The organism is Blastococcus sp. SYSU DS1024, assembly GCF_054050795.1.
This window is the reverse complement of the sequence record NZ_JBJHAA010000026.1, coordinates 22,451-40,875: the sequence shown is the minus strand read 5'-3', so window position 1 is coordinate 40,875 and position 18,425 is coordinate 22,451. Positions and strand designations below refer to the sequence as shown.

Below are 18,425 nucleotides of genomic sequence, written 5' to 3'. Positions count from 1 at the left end.
GTCCTGCGGGCCGGCGGCGCACCCCCACTGCCAGGGCAGCCGGGAGGTGTCCGCGGCGCTCGCCGTCGCGCACATGTGCCGCGGATCCGAGAGTCGAGGCGGAGCCTGCGAGACCCACGGTCGACGACGTGGCATCGCCTCTCGGGTCCGCTGCGACACCGGCGACCCGTGTACCTCCAAGCCCGGGCACATCCTCGATCGGACCGGACGACGCGGCGTGGGCCGGAGCGTTGCAGACAGCCATCGGCGAAGACGGCCTGGGAACCTGGAGCTTCCACGTAGCGGCAGGTGGCTGGATCACGACCGTGGTCGATCCAGCTGCCGCGAGGTTCCATCCGCGCCGAGTCGCCTGGAGGTCTCCTGCGGAACTGCTTGACCGCGACTGGCTGGCTGACCTGAATTGAGGTCATGTCGGTTCGATCTCTGGCGGCGGTCAAAGCGCACTTCAGTCAGGTGATCGACGAGGTCGCCGGTACGCACGAGCGCGTCACCGTCACGAGGAACGGCAGCCCGGTGGCCGTCATCCTCGCTGTGGAGTACTACGAGTCCCTGATGGAGACCCTGGAGATGCTGTCCGATCCCCGAGCCGGCACGGAGATCAGGAGGGCCGAGGAAGAGATGGCCGCAGGCAAGGTCTACGACGAAGCCGACGTGCGCGCCGCCCTCGCCGCCCGCCGCAGGTGACCGAACCGCACACCTACACCGTCGTCCTCTCGGCAGCGGCCAAGCGGGCCATCGAGCGGGACCTGCCCGAGCCGGTGGCCGTGGCGGTCGTCGACTTCCTGTACGGGCCGCTCGCCTCGGACCCCTACCGCGTCGGCAAGCCACTGCGTTTCGAACTCGAGGGCTACTGGTCCGCACGGAGAGGCAGTACCGCGTGATCTACTCCATCCACGACGACGAGGTCCTCGTCAGAGTCGTACGCAACTCGCACCGCGCCGACGTCTACGGCTGACCAGGCAGATCCCGCCGAGGCGGCGCATCCAGCAGCACGACGTCGTCCCTCGAGCTCGGCCTTACCCCCGTGGACGGCGCTCAGCTGCCGGCGGGCTGCGCGAAGCGGCGAGCGAGCGTGCGGAAGGCGTCGGCCAGCTCCGGTGGGCTCACCGCCAGGACGTCGGCGTCGTAGCGGGCCACGGCGGCGGCGACACCCATCCACGACCAGGCCCCGAGGGTGAGCCGGCTGCGGTCGGGTGCCAGCGCCTCGACCACGCCGTCGTGGGCGAAGGGGGCCACCTCGGCAGCGGGGAGCGCGAGTTCGACGACGCCGGAGCAGGGCCAGGCGCCGACACCGCCGCGGGAGCCCTTGAAGGTGGCGTCGAGGAAGGTGGCCACGTCACCGCCGGGCAGCGGCCGTGGCGTGAACCGCGGCCCGGTCGGTGTGCGGGGGGTGATGCGGTCGGCGCGGAAGGTGCGCCAGTCGCCGCGGTCCAGGTCCCAGGCCACCAGGTACCAGCGGCCGCCTCGGGTCACCAGGTGGTGCGGCTCCACCCGCCGGGGCGGAACCAACGGCTGCTCTGCACCGGCGTCGTCGGCCGGAGGCGCCGGGGCGTAGTCCATCCGCAGCACCTCGCGGGTGCGGATCGCGGCGGTGAGCGCCATGAGCACGGACCGGTCGACCTCGACGGCGGACCCGCCCGGGACGGCGGTGACCTGCACGGCGTCGATCCGCTGCCGGAGCCGGGCGGGCATGACCTGCCGCACGGTGGCCAGGGCGCGGTGGGCGGCCTCGCCGATCCCGGCGCCGCTGGCGGTGGCCAGCTGGAGAGCCACGGCGAGGGCGACGGCCTGCTCGTCGTCGAACAGCAGCGGCGGCAGCTGCGATCCGGCGTCGAGGCGGTAGCCGCCGTCGGGCCCCTTGAACGCCTGGACGGGATATCCGAGCTCGCGGAGCCGGTCGATGTCCCGGCGCACCGTGCGCGGCGAGACGTCCAGCCGCTCGGCCAGGGTGGCTCCCGGCCAGTCGCGGCGCGCCTGGAGCAGGGACAGCAGGGTCAGCAGCCGGGACGACGTCCCGCCCTTCTCGCTCATGGTCCGCAGCATGCCGCAAGTAGAGGCCACAACCTGTCCTCTACCGCTGACAGGGTCGCCTCATCGCCACCACCGGGGTGGCGGGACCAGCGAGGAGCCCGACGTGAGCATCACCACCACCACGCACCTGAACTTCCGCGGCCAGGCCCGCGAGGCCCTGGACTTCTACGCCTCGGTGTTCGGCGGCGACGTCATGGCGTTCACCTTCGCCCAGGGCGGCGACGAGCAGGACGCCGCCGACGGCGCGGTCGGCGAGCAGCTCAAGTGGGGCGGGGTCCAGGCACCCAACGGCTTCTCGGTCATGACGTTCGACGTCCCGCCGAAGCGGGCCTACGACGCCGGCACCGACGCGGTCTACGTGTCGGTCCGCGGCACCGACGTCGAGGAGGTCACCCGGTACTGGAACGGGCTGGCCCAGGGCGCTGCTGTGCGCACGGCCCTCGGCCCGGCCGGCTATGCGCCGCTGTACGGGATGCTGACCGACCGCTTCGGCGTCACCTGGGTGCTGGACGTGCTCCCGCCGTACAACGGCTGACCCCGGCGGGCGGGGAGCCCGCCCTCCCCGCCCGCGAAGGCCACCCGCGCCGGCCGTGCTCCCTGCCGCTGTCAAGGAGGTCGCGCCTGCGCCGCGTGACCTGCTGTTCGAGGCACGTACCTCTGAAGCAGTCCACGCCCGGCGCCGGCCAGCCCGTCAGCCGCGGGCAGCAGCTCGTCAGGGCGTCGAGGCAGGCCCGATCGGCCCCGAGCTCTCCGCCGTGGCGGCGTACAGCCAGCTCGGCCCCATGGTCGCCCATCTTGACTGCCTGGCCGAGGCTGTCGGCGGGCCGGAGAGCGCCGCGCGGTTCCGCCAGCGGGCCGCTGACCTGGCGGCTCGCCGCGCGTAAGGAGTCGCGATCGCAGCAGGCCCTGGCCTCACAGGACATACGTGCTCTGCAGATCACCCGCCTCGGCGGCCCTGAGGTCCTCGACGTCGTCGACACCCCCGGGCCGCAGCCTGGCCCTCGGCAGAAGCTCTACGACGTCTCCGCCGCCGGCGTGAAACTTCGCCGACACCCACCAACGACCGTCTCGCAGCTGACCTGAGGCGGCCCTGGGCTACTGAGGCGCCCACCCCACCGCCGGGCGGCCAGCGGTCGGCTCTCCGCGCCAGCCACAGGAACCGGCTGGCTCCACTCAGCGGCACCGCCGCCGCTCGCTCAGATGTCGGGGCTGTACGCCGCTATCAACTCCGCATACCGGCCGGCTCCGACACCCGAGGACACGTCACCGATCCGCAGCACGGTCAGCCCGAGGTAGCCCCACGTCTCGAGAGCCTCGTTGATGTTGTCCCAGCCCTCGTCGGAGCCGACTCCACCGGCCAGTGCGTTCTCACCCTTGAGTTCGACGCCGGCTCGGTAGGCGTAGTCGCCGATCCAGCCGACCAGCGTCTGCGCCAGCGAGTAGGCGGGCTCCCCCGGGTCGTCGTCCATCTCCAGCGCGGTGAAGTGCATGACCACCTCGCGTGGTCCGCCGTCGAACCGGTTGGCCAGCTCGACGACCCGCTGGTAGCCGTGCCCGGTCTTCCAGGAGTCGAGGTCGGTGCCGGTCTGGATCAGACCGGTGGTCACCTCTGCTGCCCGGGGATGGGCAGGGCTGGTCATCGACCAGTGGATCCCCGGCACCTTGTAGCCGATGTCGGCCTCGGGGAAGTCCTCACCGAGGGAGTCGATGACCGACCACAGCACGCGCTCGCCGTGCTCGACGAGCGAGCCGTTGTACCAGTCCACGAAGTCGCGGCCGTACTCCGTGTCCAGGTAGTCCAGGTCGGCGAAGAAGGCGTCGGCGTCCTCCGGCGGACTGATCTCCTGCACCGACACGAGGTCGGTCCCCCAGGCCGCGTTGATCGCTTCCAGGGAGCCGTACCGGTGCAGCATCTGGCTGCGCAGGTCCTGCACGGCCAGCGGGGAGTAGGCCTGCAGTGCACCCCGGGTGGGGTAGCCAGTGCCCTCGTCGTGCTGGTTGTAGGAGGGGTACCTCAGCTCGCCGGACGGGCCGAGAGAGACGTTCACCTCGATCACCTCGTCGGTATAGACGTCGCCGTACTGCTGCTCGAACGCCTCGGTGAAGTCGCGGTACTCGTCCATGACCAGCTGATCAGCCCAGCCCTGCACGCTCTCGGCGCTGTGGTTCCCCTGCTCGCTCTGGTGCTGGAGTCCCGTCGGGCCGAGCTCGACGCCCTGGTAGGTGACGTCGGCGTACTTGGCCCACAGCCACGACGGAAGCAGGCTGGTGTAGTCGTCACCGACGTTGCCGCCGGCCTGGTGGAACGACAGGATCGGCGCGAGGTCCAGGCCCTTGGACGTGATCACGTCGAAGACCCGGTCGTAGTAGCTCCAGTCGAACTGGTTGTCGGCCACACCCTCGACGTCGCCCCACCACACGTCGACGCTGACGGCGTCCACGCCATAGGCGGCCACCGTCTCGAGGTCGGCTTCGAACGTCGTCCAGTCGGTCACCTTCAGCGGTGCCATGACGTTGGCGGTGAACTCAGGGTTGTCCAGCGCCACGGGCCCGGGACGAACCGGGCCGTCCGCGGGAGTGGCCTGGGCGCCGCTGGCGCCGGCCAGCACCAGACTCAGGACGGCGAACGAAACTGTGATGCGTCTCACGCTGAGCACCCTGCCAGCCTCTCGCGCCGGGGTGCGGTTCAGTCTCCGCTCAACTTCGTCCGCCCGGCGTGTCCTGCCCGACTCGCGGTCCTGAGCGGGCTGCCGACCTCGCTCCCGCGCAGGATCGGCCTCGCTCAGCCTCGAATCCGCGGGCGCTCGACGCCGACGTTCGTACATCGGGTGGGTCAGGCGACCTTCGCCCGCTGGCTGCAGCGATACCGCGCGTCAAGGCGGCGCCCGCCAGCCCGGGGAGATCTGCCCAGCGCGCAGGGCCCTAGCCTCGCCCCATGCGAGCTGTGCAGATCACCCGCTTCGGCGGACCCGAGGTCCTGGACGTCGTCGACATCCCCGAGCCGCAGCCCGGCCTCGGGCAGAAGCTCTACGACGTCTCCGCCGCCGGCGTGAACTTCGCCGACACCCACCAGATCGAGAACTCCTACCTGGCCGCCCAGCAGCTGCCGCTGGTCCCGGGGGCGGAGTTCGTCGGCACCCCGGTCGGCGGCGGGCAGCGGGTGGTCGGGCTGCTCGACGGCGGCGGCTACGCCGAGAAGGCCGTGGCGAACGACGTCCTCACCTGGCCCGTGCCCGACGCCGTCAGCGACGAGCAGGCCCTCTCCCTGGTCCTCCAGGGGACGACCGCCTGGCACCTGCTGCGCACCAGCGCCCACCTGGCCGAGGGCGAGTCCGTCGTCGTCATCGCCGGCGCCGGAGGGGTCGGCTCGCTCGCGGTCCAGCTGGCCCGCCGGTGGGGCGCCGGCCGGGTGATCGCCACCGCGTCCAGCGCGGAGAAGCGGCAGCTCGCCGAGGAGCTCGGTGCGCACGCCACCGTCGACCCGGCCCTCGCCGACGACGACCCCAAGCAGTTCACCGGCGCGCTGCGCGAGGCCAACGGCGGCAAGCCGGTCGACATCGTGCTCGAGATGACCGGTGGCAACGTGTTCACCGGCTCGCTGTCGGCCCTGGCGCCCTTCGGCCGGCTTGTCACCTACGGCATGGCCGCCCGGCAGGAGACGCCCGTGGTGCCCCCGGGCGCGCTGATGCAGAAGAGCCGCGCGGTCATCGGCTTCTGGCTGGCGCACTGCATGGCCCGCCCGCAGATGCTCGACGCCGCGATGACCGACCTGCTGGCCATGACGGCCGACGGTTCGCTGAAGCCCGTCGTCGGCGGGCGCTACCCGCTGTCCGCCGTCCGCGAGGCGCACCAGGACCTGCTCGCGCGCCGCACCACCGGCAAGCTCGTCCTCGACCCCTCCCGCTGACCGCGCCGAGCCCCGATGGGGCGGCTCGACCTCGCGGTGCAGCAGTCTTCCTCGCTGCAGACGGCGAGGAAGGCTGCTGCACGGTGAGGTTCAGACCAGGCGGTTGGTCCAGAAGAGGCTGAGGACGGCGCCGACCAGCACCACCAGGACGCCGGCCCGCACGAACCAGGGGCTGATGTCCTTCGGCTCGGTGGTGTATCCGATCTGGCTGCCCAGGTCGTTGTAGACCTCCTCGAGCTCCGCGGCGCTGGCGGCCTCGCTGAAGCTGCCGCCCGTCTCGTCGGCGATCCGCTCCAGCGCCGCCCGGTCCACCGGGACGGGCACCCGCTCACCGTCGATGTCCAGGGTGCCGTAGTCGGTGCCGAAGGCGATCGTGGAGACCGGGACCCCCGCGGCGCGGGCGGCGTCGATCGCCTGCGTGTCGTCGCGGCCGACGGTCGTGGTGCCGTCGGACAGCAGCACGATCCGTGCCGGTGGGGTTTCCTGGCCCTCGCTCTCCAGGGACGCCTGGAAGTTCTGGATCGCCGCCAGCGAGGTGAAGATCGCCTCGCCGATCGCCGTCGCCTCGGCGAGCTCCAGGTTCTCGATGGCGATGGCCACCTGCCCCCGGTCGGTGGTCGGCGGCACCACCGTCGTCGCCGTACCGGCGAAGGTCACGAGCCCGAGGTTGATCCGCTCGGGCAGGACGTCGACGAACTCGGTGGCCGCCCGCTGCATCGCCCGGAACCGCGTCGGCTCGACGTCCTCCGCCTCCATGGACAGGGATACGTCGACGGCCATGATCACGGTGGCCCGCTCCCGCGGCACGCGCACCTCGGTGCTCGGCACGGCGAGGGAGACGACGAGGGTCGCCAGCCCCAGGGCGACCAGCCCGAACGCCAGGTGCCGCTTCCAGCCGGGCCGCCGGGGCACCAGCGAGCCCAGCAGCGCCACGTTGGTGAACCGGGCGGCGTACGCCTTGCGTCGCAGCTGCAGCACCACGTAGAGCGCCACCAGCGCGGCGACGGCGAGCAGTGCCAGCAGCCACCACGGTGACTGGAAGGTCATCGGGAGGCCCCTCCGCTGCCGGCACGCCGGCGGTCGGCGACGAAGCGGACGACGTCCATGAGCCAGTCACGGTCGGTCCGCAGTTGCAGGTGGCCGGCCCCGGCCCGGCGCAGCGCCGCGGCCACGCCGGCCCGCTGGGCGGCGGCGCCCTCGGCGTACCGGGCGCGGAACTCGGCGTCGCCGGTCGGCACCTCGAGGGTCTGACCGGTCTCGGGGTCCACGACGGTGAGCAGCCCCACGTCGGGCAGCTCGAGCTCGCGGGGGTCGAGGACCTCCACGGCCAGCAGGTCGTGCCGGGTGCCCAGCGCGCGCAGCGGGCGCTCCCAGTCGCTGTCGCCCAGGAAGTCGGAGATCACCACGACCAGGCCCCGTCGGCGCTGCGGTCGGCGCAGCGTCTCCAGCGCCGCGGCGAGGTCGCCGCGGCGTCCGCTGCTCGCCCGTGGGGTGGCCACCACCGACCGCAGCAGCCGCTCGGCGGCCAGCCGGCCGGCCAGGGCCGGGTACCGGTCGACCCGCTCCCCCGTGGTGACGACGGCGCCAAGCCGGTTGCCGCCGTGCACCGTGAGGTGCCCGACCGCGGCCAGCCCGGCGATCGCGAGGTCGCGCTTCTGGCAGTTCGCGGTGCCGAAGTCCAGGCTTGCCGAGAGGTCGACCACCGCCCAGGTCTCCAGCTCGCGGTCGGCGATCGTCTCCCGGACGTGCGCCACCTGGGTGCGGGCGGTCACCGGCCAGTCCATGCGGCGCACGTCGTCGCCGGGGTGGTAGGTCCGGGAGTCACCGGCCTCGCTGCCCGAACCGGGGACCAGGCCCAGGTGGTCGCCCTGCAGCAGGCCGTCGAGCCGGCGGCGGACGGTGAGCTCGAGCCGGCGCAGGAGCACGTCGGCCGGCCCGTCGGTGAACCGGGGCGGTGCCCCGTCGTCCCCGCTCCCCGAGCCGGGCGCCGCCGGGTGCAGCAGCAGCCCCGGGTGCTCGGGCGCGACCGACGGCGGCTCCTCCCGGCGACGGCGGCCGATCACGTCCGCTGCGACCCGGGCGCGGTGCCGTTGCCGCCGTGGTCACCGGGCGCGTGCTGACCGGGGCCCTGCGGCCCCGGACCGAAGTGCGGACCGCCGGGCGCCTGGGGGCCGTGCTGGCCCCACGGCGCCCCCTGCGGCATGCCCTGCGGCGGCCCGAAGAAGGGCCCGCCCGGGCCGGGCGGCACCGACGGCCCACCCGGCACGCCCGGCCCACCACCCGACGCGCCCTGCCGGGGCGCCACCTGCGGCAGCGGGACCGTCTGCACGATCCGCTTGACGATGTGGTCGGCCGGCACGCCGTCGGCCAGCGCGTCGTAGGACAGCACCAGGCGGTGGCGGAGGACGTCGGCGGTCACGTCGAGGACGTCCTGCGGGAGCACGTAGTCCCGGCCGCGCACCAGCGCGAGCGCCCGGCTGGCCGCGATGAGCCCGAGCGAGGCGCGCGGGCTCGCGCCGTAGGAGACCCAGGTGGCGACGTCGTCCATGCCGTGCTCCCGCGGCGACCGGGTGGCCACCACCAGGCGGACGACGTAGTCGACGAGGGCGTGGTGCACGAACACCTCGGAGGCCGTGTGCTGCAGCCGGCGCAGCTCGTCGGGGCCGAGCACCGTCTCCGGCACCGGGGGCCGGGAGCCCATCCGGTAGATGATCTCGCGCTCCTCCTCGGCGCTGGGGTAGTCGACGAGCACCTTCATGAGGAAGCGGTCGCGCTGCGCCTCGGGCAGGGGGTAGACGCCCTCGTTCTCGATCGGGTTCTGCGTCGCCAGCACCAGGAACGGGTCGGGCAGCGGGTGGGTGACGCCACCGATGGAGACCTGCCGCTCGGCCATGACCTCCAGCAGCGCCGACTGGACCTTGGCCGGCGCGCGGTTGATCTCGTCGGTGAGCAGGAAGTTGGCGAACACCGGGCCGAGCTCGGTGTCGAACGTGTCCTGACCGGCCTTGTAGATGCGGGTGCCGATGATGTCGGCCGGCACCAGGTCGGGGGTGAACTGCAGGCGGGAGAAGGTGCCGCCCACGACGGTCGCCAACGTCTCCACGGCGAGGGTCTTGGCGACGCCGGGCACGCCCTCGAGCAGCACGTGCCCCCGTGCGAGCAGCGCGACGAGCATCCGCTCCACCAACCGGTCCTGCCCGACGATGACGCGCTTGATCTCGAACAGCACCCGCTCCAGGCGGGCGGCGTCGATCGAGGGCGGCACCGGCGCCTGCGCGGAGGTGGGCAGGCTCTCGGTCGGTGTGCTGGCAGCGCTGGACACGTGGCTCCCTGGTCGTGCCGGGCCGCGACCACCCGACTCGGGCAGGCCGTCGACGGGGCGCGGTGTCGTCCCGGCCCCGGCCCAGTGTCCTACACCAGCAGGGTGTGCCGCCGGGACGCCGACAGCGTCCGCACGCCGCCTCCGCACCGCCGCAGGAGGGGCGCGCAACTCCCTGCCCGGCGACCGCGCGGACTGCTAGCCTGACCGTGCGTCGGGCAGCTCCCCCCGTGGCTGCCCGACGCCTTTCCGTCCGCCCCTCCGGCCTGCCCCGTGACGGGTCCCGCCGGGTGCCGGATCGGACCTCAGGCGCTGGGCCGCACCGCGCCGACGTAGTTCCGCCACCACATGGTCGACACCTTGACCACGTCCCCGCTCTGGGGCGCCTGGACCACCCTGCCGTCGCCCAGGTAGAGGGCCACGTGGGTGATCGACCGGGGGTTGCTCGGATCCGTGCCCCAGAACACCAGGTCGCCGGCGCGCAGGTCGTCGCTGGAGACCTTGGGCAGGGCGGCGTACTGATCGCGGCTGTTCCGCGGGATGGAGATGCCCGCCCGCGCATAGGCGTACTGGGTGAGGCCGCTGCAGTCGAACCCGATGATGCCGAGGTCGGGGTCCTGGCCGGGGCCGGCGCCGCGTGATCCACCGCCGCCCCAGGCGTACGGGAGGCCGAGCTGGGCCATGGCGGCGTCGATGGCCCGCTGCGCCGCCGACGAGTCGCCGGGGCCCACGGGCGCGGGCGCGCTCACCGGGCGGCCGCCACCGGAGGGGGGGCCGCTGGGCTCCGGCGCCGGAGCGGGTCGCGGAGCCGGTGCGGGGGCGGGTGCCGGCACCGCGACCACGGTCGCCGTCCGCTCGGCGGCTGCCCGCGCCCCCACCAGCTCCTGCAGCTCCTGCTGCGCAGCACCCAGCTCCGCCTGGAGCTGCTGCTGCTCGGTGGCGAGCGCGGCGGCCTGGGCCCGGGCCGAGATCTCCGCGGCGCGGGCGACCTCGAGCGTGGCCGCGGCCTCGGCCTGCAGCGTGTCCGCCTCGGCCAGCGCGGTCCGCGCCACGGCGTCGGTCCGGTCGGCGGTCAGCTTCAGCTCGGTGACCCGCCCGAGGACGTCGGTCCGGTGCGTGCCGGCCGCCTCGAGCAGGGCCGCGCGCTCGACCAGCTGCCCCGGGTCGCCGGACGTGACCAGCGCGGCCGCTCCGGAGTAGGTGCTGCCCTCCATGTAGCTGCGCCGCGCGAAGGCGACGACGTCGTCCCGCGCCACGCCCAGCTCGGCCGCGGCCTGCGCGGAGGCCGCGGCGGCGGCGTCGGCGTGCGCCCGTGCCGCCTCGAAGGCCTCCTGGGTCGCCTGGAACTCGTCGAGCGCGAACGCCGACTCCGCGCGGGCGGCATCCACCGACGCCTGCGCACCCGCGAGCCGGTCGCTGAGCTCGCCGATGCGGCCGGCGACGGCGTCCGCGCGGGCCTCCGCGGCGGTGATCTGGCTGTCGCTGGGCTGGCGGGGGGCCGCCTCCGCGACCGCGGGCGTGAGCCCGAGGACGACCAGGCCGGCGAGCGCCGTCCCGACCACCCGCAGCGCCGTGCGGGACCCCCAGGGGCGCGCCGTACCGCTCCGGTAACCGCTGTCCACGTTGCCCGACCTCTTCCAGCACCTCGACGACCGGCGCCCGGGAAGGGCGCCACCGTGCTGGAAGTCGGTGCGGACGGGGACGTCGTTGAACGCGCCTCACCCGGAAGGGTGGGGGTCCCGATCGGGTGAGGCGGAGGGGGCCGGGCTAGTTGACCCTGCGCTCTGATCCCGCCCAGAAGTCCTCGCGCAGCTTGAACTTCTGGATCTTGCCGGTGGCGGTGCGGGCCAGCTCGTCGCGGAACTCCACCCGCTTGGGAGCCTTGTACCCGGCGAGCCGGGCCTTGCAGTGGGCGATGATGTCGGCCTCGGTGGCCTGCTCCCCCTCCGCCAGCACCACGATCGCCGTCACCATCTCGCCCCACTTGTCGTCGGGGATCCCGATGACGGCGACCTCGGCGACCGCCGGGTGGCTGAAGACGACGTCCTCCACCTCGATCGAGGAGACGTTCTCACCGCCGGTGATGATCACGTCCTTCTTGCGGTCGGAGATGATGACGTAGCCCTCGTCGTCGATGCTGCCGCCGTCCCCGGTGTGGAACCAGCCGCCCTCGAGCGCCTCCGCCGAGGCGTCGGGGTTCTCCCAGTAACCGGCCAGCACGGTGTTGCTGCGCGCCAGCACCTCACCGCTGTCGCTCACCGCCATCCGGGTCCCGATCGACGGCACGCCGGCGCGGGACAGCCGCTTGGCGCGCTCCTCGGCGTCCAGGTCGTCGTACTCGGCGCGCGGCCGGTTGATGGTGAGCAGGGGCGCGGTCTCGGTCAGGCCGTAGATCTGGTTGAACTCCCACCCGAGCTCGGCCTCGACGCGGGCGATCGTCCGCGACGGCGGCGGCGCACCGGCGACGATGATCCGCACCCGGTCGCGTCCCGGGATCTCCCCGTCCCAGTCGGCGGCGGCCTCCAGGACGGCGTTCCAGACCGCCGGGGCCCCGGCCATGATCGTGACGCCGTGCTGCTCCACCCGGCGCAGGATCTCGGCGCCGTCCACCTTCCGCAGCACCACCTGGCGCGCGCCGACCCCGGCCATGGCGTAGGGCAGGCCCCAGCCGTTGCAGTGGAACATCGGCAGGGTGTGCATGTAGACGTCGCGGTCGCTGATCTGCATGTGCATGCCGAAGGTGACCGCGTTGACCCAGATGTTGCGGTGGGTCATCTGCACGCCCTTGGGCCGCGCCGTCGTCCCGCTCGTGTAGTTGATCGTCGCGGTCGCGTCCTCGTCCGGCTCCGACCACGGCCGCGGCTCGCGGTCGTTGCGCAGCAGCTGCTCGTACTCCTCCCCCGTCCCCAGCCGGTGCTCGGCGCGCACCCCCTTGAGCGACGTCTCCAGCTCCGGGTCGACCAGCAGCACCCGCGCCCCGGAGTGCCCGACGATGTACTCGACCTCCTCGGGCTGCAGCCGGAAGTTGATCGGCACGGCGACGCGCCCCGACGACGGCACCGCCAGCAGCACCTCGAGCAGCCGGGCGGCGTTGTGGCTGACGATCGCCACCCGCTCCCCCTCCGCGATGCCCAGCGCGTCGAGCCCGGCCTGCAGGGCGCGGCCCCGCCGGGCCACCTCGCGGTAGGAGACCTCGCCCAGCGACGGCGCGGGCTGCGCCGGCTCGTCGACGATGCCGACGCGGTCGCCGTAGACCAGCTCGGCCCGGTCGAGGAAGTCGCGACTGGTGAGGGGGACGCGCATGCCGGCTCCCGAGGTGCTGGGCCGGCACCGGGCCGGCCGAAGACGTGGTCCCCGTCACGCTATCGGTCGGCAGGGGTGAGGACGAGCCGTCGCCGTCGACGATCAGGGGACCTGATCGTGGAGCGTCCTCCCTCGGCGCGGACCGTGAGGGAGGACGCTCCGCGGTGAGGGAGGACGCCGTCAGCCGGCCGCGACCAGCCTCGGCAGCACCGTCCCGATCGGCTCGCGGACGACGAGATCGGCGATGTCGTCGTACGGCGTGGGCTCCGCGTTGACCACCACCACGCGGGCCCCGTGCCGCACGGCGAGGTCGACGAGCCCCGCCGCCGGGTGCACCTGCAGCGAGGTGCCGACCGCGAGGAACACGTCGCAGTCAGCGGCAGCCGCCACCGCGGCGTCCACCACCGCCGGCTCCAGCAGCTGCCCGAAGCTGATCGTCGCCGACTTCAGGATGCCGCCGCACGACCGGCACGGTGGATCGGGCTCCCCCGCGGCCACCCGGTCCAGCGCCTCCTGCATCGACGTGCGTTCCCGGCAGCCCAGGCACTCGACCGCGTGCACGGTGCCGTGGATCTCCACCACCCGGGCGGGGTCGGAGCCGGCCGCCTGGTGCAGCCCGTCGACGTTCTGGGTGACCAGGGTGCGCAGCCGGCCCTGCCGCTCGAGGTCGACCAGCGCGGCGTGCCCGGCGTTCGGGCGCACGTCGAGCGCGCCCATGTCCCGGCGCATCAGCCAGGCCCGGCGCCGGATGTCGGGATCGGCCACGTAGTACGACAGCGTCACCAGCTTCTCGGCGTCCGGATCACGTGTCCAGACGCCGTTCGGGCCGCGGTAGTCGGGGATGCCGCTGTCGGTGGAGATGCCCGCGCCGGTGAGCACGGTGACCCGGCCGGCGTCGGCCAGCCAGTCGGGGAGCGGGTCGGGGACGGTGCCGGTCACACCCGCCACGGTAGGGGCGCCCGCGCCGCGGCCGCTGCCCGCCGCGAGCCGGCCCGCACGAGACGCCCGGCCGGGGGTGCGAGGAGCACCACGGCGCAGGCGTAGGCGGCCCCGAGGAGCGTGTCGACGACGTAGTGCTCCCCCGACCACACCAGGACCAGCGGCATGAGCACGGCGTAGGCCACCAGCCCGGCCCGCTGCCAGGCGCGCCGGGCAGCGGGCATCAGCACGATGCACATGAGGACGGCGAAGGCGGTGTGCAACGAGGGCACCGCGGCGACGAGGTTGACCTGCCCCTGGCTGGTGTCCAGCAGCACCCCGGCGCGGGGCAGCCCGAGGACGGCCCAGCCGGCGCTGCTGATCCGCTCGACCGGTTCGATCACCCCCTCTTTCGCGGCCAGCCAGGGCGGGGCCGCGGGGTAGAGCACGTAGGTGACGAGCCCGGCGAGGGAGAGCGCCACGACCAGGCTGGCGCAGCGCACCCAGCGCTCGCGGTCGCGCAGCCACAGCACCGCCAGGACCACGGGGGTGAGGACGAAGTGGCTGCTGTAGACCAGCGTCGCCACGGCCTTCCACCAGTCGGCCTGGACGTGCTCCTGCAGCCACACGGTGGGCAGCACCCCGCCGGCCAGCCAGCGGTCCGCGTCGGCCACCTCCCGGACGTGCACCGGCATGCCGAGCCCGTCGGCCAGCCCCCGCGTCGCGTCGTACGCGAGCAGCACCGCCACCAGCGGCAGCCAGTCCACCAGCAGCCGCACCAGGCGGCGCCGGCCCTGCGTGACCGAGGTGACGCCCAGCCCGGCCAGCACCCAGCCCAGGAGGACCACCCGGTCGGTCGGCAGGCCGCGCACCGCGCAGGTGAGCACGAACGCCAGCAGCAGGCCCGACCACAGGAGGGCGGCGACCAGGCGGGCGCGGGCCGAGGCCCCGGCGACCGCGGTCACCGGCACCTCCGCCCGGGCCGCCGGGAGGGCGGGTGCTGACGGGTCGACCGCGGTCATGGCGCGGGACGCTAACCGCGGGGACGGGCCGCGAGCAGCCGGCCGCGAACGGCACGCCGCGCGCACGCGTTCGGTGGGGCTGCTGCGGCGGCACGGGCGGGAGGGACGCCGATCCGACCGTCCCCCGGCACCGGTCCGACCACGCCCCACCGACCGTGACACGGGTCACGGGGTGAGGGAAGGGTCGCCTGACTCGGTGCTCCCGGCCGCGAACTGGGATGATGGGGGGTGGTCAACGAAGCGCGATGAACCACGAGGGGTAGGCGCAGAGCAGTGGCAGCCAGCAAGGACAGCTTCGGAGCCCGGGCGACGCTCGCCGTCGACGGCACCGAGTACGACATCTACCGGCTCGACGCGGTGGAGGGCGCCGAGAAGCTGCCCTTCAGCCTGAAGATCCTTCTCGAGAACCTGCTGCGCACCGAGGACGGCGCGGACATCACCGCCGACCACATCCGGGCGATCGCCAACTGGGACCCGTCGGCCGAGCCCGACCAGGAGATCCAGTTCACCCCGGCCCGCGTGGTCATGCAGGACTTCACCGGTGTCCCCTGCATCGTCGACCTCGCCACCATGCGCGAGGCGATGGCGGAGCTGGGCGGCGACCCGCAGAAGATCAACCCGCTCGCCCCGGCCGAGCTGGTCATCGACCACTCGGTGATCGCCGACATCTTCGGCACCGAGGACTCGTTCCAGCGCAACGTCGAGATCGAGTACGAGCGCAACGGCGAGCGCTACCAGTTCCTGCGCTGGGGCCAGGGCGCCTTCAGCGACTTCAAGGTGGTGCCCCCGGGCACCGGCATCGTCCACCAGGTCAACATCGAGCACCTGGCCCGGGTGGTCTTCCCGCGCCCCGAGGGTGACCGCGTGGTCGCCTACCCCGACACCTGCGTCGGCACCGACTCGCACACCACGATGGTCAACGGCCTGGGCGTGCTGGGCTGGGGCGTCGGCGGCATCGAGGCCGAGGCCGCGATGCTCGGCCAGCCGGTCTCGATGCTCATCCCGCGCGTCGTGGGCTTCAAGCTCTCCGGTCAGCTCCCGGACGGCGCCACCGCGACCGACCTCGTGCTCACCATCACCGAGATGCTGCGCGAGCACGGCGTGGTCGGGAAGTTCGTCGAGTTCTACGGCGAGGGCGTCTCGGCGGTGCCGCTGGCCAACCGCGCCACGATCGGCAACATGAGCCCGGAGTTCGGCTCCACCGCGGCGATGTTCCCGATCGACGAGGAGACCATCACCTACCTGAAGCTGACCGGCCGCTCCGAGGAGCAGGTCAAGCTGGTCGAGGCCTACGCCAAGGAGCAGGGGCTCTGGCACGACCCGTCGCGCGAGCCGGCCTTCTCGGAGTACCTCGAGCTGGACCTCGCCACCGTCGTCCCGTCGATCGCCGGGCCCAAGCGCCCGCAGGACCGCGTGGCGATCACCGAGGCGAAGCCGGCGTTCCGCACGTCGCTGGCCGACTACGTGGCCGACGACGAGACGGGCGGTGAGGACCGCAAGCCCGGCGTCCCCGGTCACGAGCAGCCCTACGGCGTCGAGTCGGCGGCCGACGAGGCCTCGGCCGAGTCCTTCCCGGCCTCCGACCCGGTCAGCCCGTTCGCGCACGGCAACGGGGAGGCCGGCAAGCCGAACCACCAGGTCATCCCGGACCGCGTCCCGGACCGCCCGTCCAAGCCCACCCGGGTGGTCATGGAGGACGGCACGGAGACCTACGTCGACCACGGGCACGTCGTGATCGCCGCGATCACCTCGTGCACCAACACCTCGAACCCGCAGGTGATGATCGGCGCCGCGCTGCTGGCGAAGAACGCCGTCGAGCGCGGGCTGACCAGCAAGCCGTGGGTGAAGACGACGCTGGCCCCCGGGTCCAAGGTCGTCATGGACTACTACGAGAAGGCCGAGCTCACCCCGTACCTGGAGAAGCTGGGCTTCTACCTGGTCGGCTACGGCTGCACGACCTGCATCGGCAACTCCGGCCCGCTCCCCGAGCCGGTGAGCCAGGCGGTCAACGAGGCCGACCTCGCCGTGGTCTCGGTCCTGTCCGGCAACCGGAACTTCGAGGGCCGGATCAACCCCGACGTCAAGATGAACTACCTGGCGTCCCCGCCGCTGGTCATCGCCTACGCCCTGGCCGGGTCCATGGACGTCGACCTGAACAACGACCCCCTGGGCACCGACGCCGACGGCAACGACGTCTTCCTGCGCGACATCTGGCCGTCCCCGCAGGAGGTCCAGCGGGTCATCGACCACGCGGTGTCCGCCGAGCAGTTCGGCCGCAGCTACGAGGACGTCTTCGCCGGCACCGAGCAGTGGCGGAACCTGCCCACCCCGACCGGCGACACCTTCGAGTGGGCCGAAGACAGCACCTACGTCCGGCGTCCTCCGTACTTCGACGGCATGCCGGCGGAGCCCGCCCCGGTCGAGGACATCGCCGGCGCGCGCACCCTGGCGGTGCTCGGTGACTCGGTGACCACCGACCACATCTCGCCGGCCGGTTCGATCAAGGCCGACAGCCCCGCCGGGAAGTACCTGCGCGAGCACGGTGTGGACCGCCGCGACTTCAACTCCTACGGCTCGCGCCGCGGGAACCACGAGGTGATGATCCGCGGCACCTTCGCCAACATCCGGCTGCGCAACCAGCTGGTGCCGGGCACCGAGGGTGGCGTCACCAAGAACCACCTGACCGGCGAGACGACGACGATCTACGACGCCTCCCGCGCCTACATCGACGCCGGCATCCCGCTGGTCGTGCTGGCCGGCAAGGAGTACGGCTCGGGCTCGTCGCGCGACTGGGCCGCCAAGGGCACCGCGCTGCTCGGCGTCAAGGCCGTCATCGCCGAGAGCTACGAGCGGATCCACCGCTCGAACCTCATCGGCATGGGCGTGCTGCCGCTGCAGTTCCCCGAGGGCCAGAACCGCGAGTCGCTCGGCCTGACCGGCGACGAGGAGTTCACCATCACCGGGATCACCGCCCTCAACGACGGCGAGATCCCGCGCACGGTGAAGGTGAAGGCGGGGGACGTGGAGTTCGACGCCCGCGTCCGCATCGACACCCCCGGTGAGGCGAACTACTACCGCAACGGCGGGATCATGCAGTACGTCCTGCGCTCGCTGCGGGGCTCTGCCGCCTGATGGACCTGGGCCTGGGCGGTCGCGGATTCCTGCTCACCGGCGCGAGCCGGGGGCTGGGGTTCGCGACCGCCCGGGCCCTCGTCGACGACGGGGCCCGGGTGCTGGTCAGCTCCCGGTCCCGGGACGGCGTCGGGCGCGCGGTGGAGTCGCTCGGCGGGGCCCCGTCGGCATTCGGGTCGGCGGCGGACCTGGCCGATCCGGAGGCCGCCGGCCGGCTGGTCGAGCAGGCCCGGCAGGGACTCGGCCGCGTCGACGGCGCGCTGATCTCCGTCGGCGGGCCGGCCCCGGGGCGGGTGCTGGAGACGGCGGAGGCCGACTGGCGGGCCGGGGTGGAGAACGTCCTCCTCGGTCCGCTGCGGCTGGTCAGGGCGCTGGTCCCGCACCTGGGTGACGGCGCGGCGATCGTCTTCGTCCTCTCCACCTCGGTCCGGCAGCCGATCGGGCACCTGGCCATCTCGAACGGCCTGCGGCCGGGCCTGGCCATGACGGCGAAGGCGCTGGCCGACGAGCTCGGGCCGAAGGGGATCCGCGTCGTCGGGCTCATGCCGGGGACCATCGCCACCGACCGGATCACCGAGATCGAGGCCGCCTCCGGCGACCCGGAGGCCATGCGGGCCCGGACCGAGGCCTCGATCCCCCTCCGCCGGGTCGGGCGGCCGGAGGAGTTCGGCCGGGTGGCGGCGTTCGCCCTCTCCCCCGCCGCCTCCTACCTGACCGGCACGATGATCGCCGTCGACGGCGGCATCACCCGCGCGCTGTGATCGCACCCGACCACCGCGACTGTGCGCCTATC

Annotated in this window: 15 protein-coding genes; 6 read left to right on the top strand and 9 right to left on the bottom strand. The window is 73.3% G+C overall.

Annotated features, from left to right (window positions below):
* Positions 1 to 408 precede the first annotated feature (408 nt).
* A complete protein-coding gene (locus tag ACI79S_RS18485) occupies positions 409 to 684 on the top strand; it encodes a type II toxin-antitoxin system Phd/YefM family antitoxin (RefSeq protein WP_456594905.1) in 276 nt (91 codons plus the stop codon).
* Positions 681 to 881 carry a type II toxin-antitoxin system RelE family toxin gene (locus tag ACI79S_RS18480; RefSeq protein WP_456594904.1) on the top strand — a complete coding sequence of 67 codons (201 nt, stop codon included), beginning with the start codon at positions 681 to 683 and terminating at the stop codon, positions 879 to 881. Before ACI79S_RS18485 ends, ACI79S_RS18480 begins: the two co-directional genes overlap by 4 nt.
* 154 nt (positions 882 to 1,035) lie before the next feature.
* Here the strand turns inward: ACI79S_RS18480 and ACI79S_RS18475 are convergent, their stop codons facing one another.
* On the bottom strand, positions 1,036 to 2,031 hold the full coding sequence (locus ACI79S_RS18475; RefSeq protein WP_456594903.1) for a helix-turn-helix transcriptional regulator: 996 nt from the start codon (positions 2,029 to 2,031) through the stop codon (positions 1,036 to 1,038).
* A gap of 103 nt (positions 2,032 to 2,134) precedes the next feature.
* Here ACI79S_RS18475 and ACI79S_RS18470 point away from each other — a divergent pair, with 103 nt between their 5' ends.
* Positions 2,135 to 2,566: a VOC family protein gene (locus ACI79S_RS18470; protein WP_456594902.1), complete on the top strand. Its 432-nt coding sequence runs from the start codon at positions 2,135 to 2,137 to the stop codon at positions 2,564 to 2,566.
* A 661-nt stretch (positions 2,567 to 3,227) separates the two neighbouring features.
* On the opposite strand, the gene ACI79S_RS18465 is transcribed toward ACI79S_RS18470, so the two are convergent.
* A complete protein-coding gene (locus ACI79S_RS18465) occupies positions 3,228 to 4,679 on the bottom strand; it encodes a family 14 glycosylhydrolase (protein ID WP_456594901.1) in 1,452 nt (483 codons plus the stop codon).
* Positions 4,680 to 4,966: 287 nt separating this feature from the next.
* Here ACI79S_RS18465 and ACI79S_RS18460 point away from each other — a divergent pair, with 287 nt between their 5' ends.
* Positions 4,967 to 5,938: a quinone oxidoreductase family protein gene (locus tag ACI79S_RS18460; RefSeq protein WP_456594900.1), complete on the top strand. Its 972-nt coding sequence runs from the start codon at positions 4,967 to 4,969 to the stop codon at positions 5,936 to 5,938.
* Between the two features lie 90 nt (positions 5,939 to 6,028).
* Here ACI79S_RS18460 and ACI79S_RS18455 read toward each other — a convergent pair whose 3' ends face one another.
* The 7 genes from ACI79S_RS18455 to ACI79S_RS18425 all read right to left on the bottom strand — a co-directional run bounded on the left by ACI79S_RS18455 (position 6,029) and on the right by ACI79S_RS18425 (position 14,500).
* Positions 6,029 to 6,985, bottom strand: a complete 957-nt coding sequence (locus ACI79S_RS18455; protein WP_456594899.1) for a VWA domain-containing protein — start codon at positions 6,983 to 6,985, stop codon at positions 6,029 to 6,031.
* Positions 6,982 to 8,001 carry a DUF58 domain-containing protein gene (locus ACI79S_RS18450; RefSeq protein ID WP_456594898.1) on the bottom strand — a complete coding sequence of 340 codons (1,020 nt, stop codon included), beginning with the start codon at positions 7,999 to 8,001 and terminating at the stop codon, positions 6,982 to 6,984. The genes ACI79S_RS18455 and ACI79S_RS18450 overlap by 4 nt, the downstream gene beginning before the upstream one ends.
* The gene (locus ACI79S_RS18445) at positions 7,998 to 9,260 is read right to left on the bottom strand and encodes an AAA family ATPase (protein ID WP_456594897.1); all 1,263 of its coding nucleotides are present in this window, start codon (positions 9,258 to 9,260) and stop codon (positions 7,998 to 8,000) included. The genes ACI79S_RS18450 and ACI79S_RS18445 overlap by 4 nt, the downstream gene beginning before the upstream one ends.
* 302 nt (positions 9,261 to 9,562) lie before the next feature.
* The gene (locus tag ACI79S_RS18440) at positions 9,563 to 10,879 is read right to left on the bottom strand and encodes an NlpC/P60 family protein (RefSeq protein ID WP_456594896.1); all 1,317 of its coding nucleotides are present in this window, start codon (positions 10,877 to 10,879) and stop codon (positions 9,563 to 9,565) included.
* A 145-nt stretch (positions 10,880 to 11,024) separates the two neighbouring features.
* Entirely contained in the window at positions 11,025 to 12,560 is a 1,536-nt protein-coding gene (locus ACI79S_RS18435; RefSeq protein ID WP_456594895.1) for a long-chain-fatty-acid--CoA ligase, read from the bottom strand.
* 180 nt (positions 12,561 to 12,740) lie between these two features.
* A complete protein-coding gene (locus tag ACI79S_RS18430) occupies positions 12,741 to 13,499 on the bottom strand; it encodes an SIR2 family NAD-dependent protein deacylase (RefSeq protein WP_456594894.1) in 759 nt (252 codons plus the stop codon).
* A complete protein-coding gene (locus ACI79S_RS18425; protein ID WP_456594893.1) occupies positions 13,496 to 14,500 on the bottom strand; it encodes a phosphatase PAP2 family protein in 1,005 nt (334 codons plus the stop codon). The genes ACI79S_RS18430 and ACI79S_RS18425 overlap by 4 nt, the downstream gene beginning before the upstream one ends.
* 273 nt (positions 14,501 to 14,773) lie before the next feature.
* Here ACI79S_RS18425 and ACI79S_RS18420 point away from each other — a divergent pair, with 273 nt between their 5' ends.
* The gene (locus ACI79S_RS18420) at positions 14,774 to 17,632 is read left to right on the top strand and encodes an aconitate hydratase (protein WP_456594892.1); all 2,859 of its coding nucleotides are present in this window, start codon (positions 14,774 to 14,776) and stop codon (positions 17,630 to 17,632) included.
* Positions 17,632 to 18,393 (top strand): SDR family oxidoreductase, encoded by a 762-nt coding sequence (locus ACI79S_RS18415; RefSeq protein WP_456594891.1) that lies wholly within the window; start codon positions 17,632 to 17,634, stop codon positions 18,391 to 18,393. Before ACI79S_RS18420 ends, ACI79S_RS18415 begins: the two co-directional genes overlap by 1 nt.
* Positions 18,394 to 18,425 lie beyond the last annotated feature (32 nt).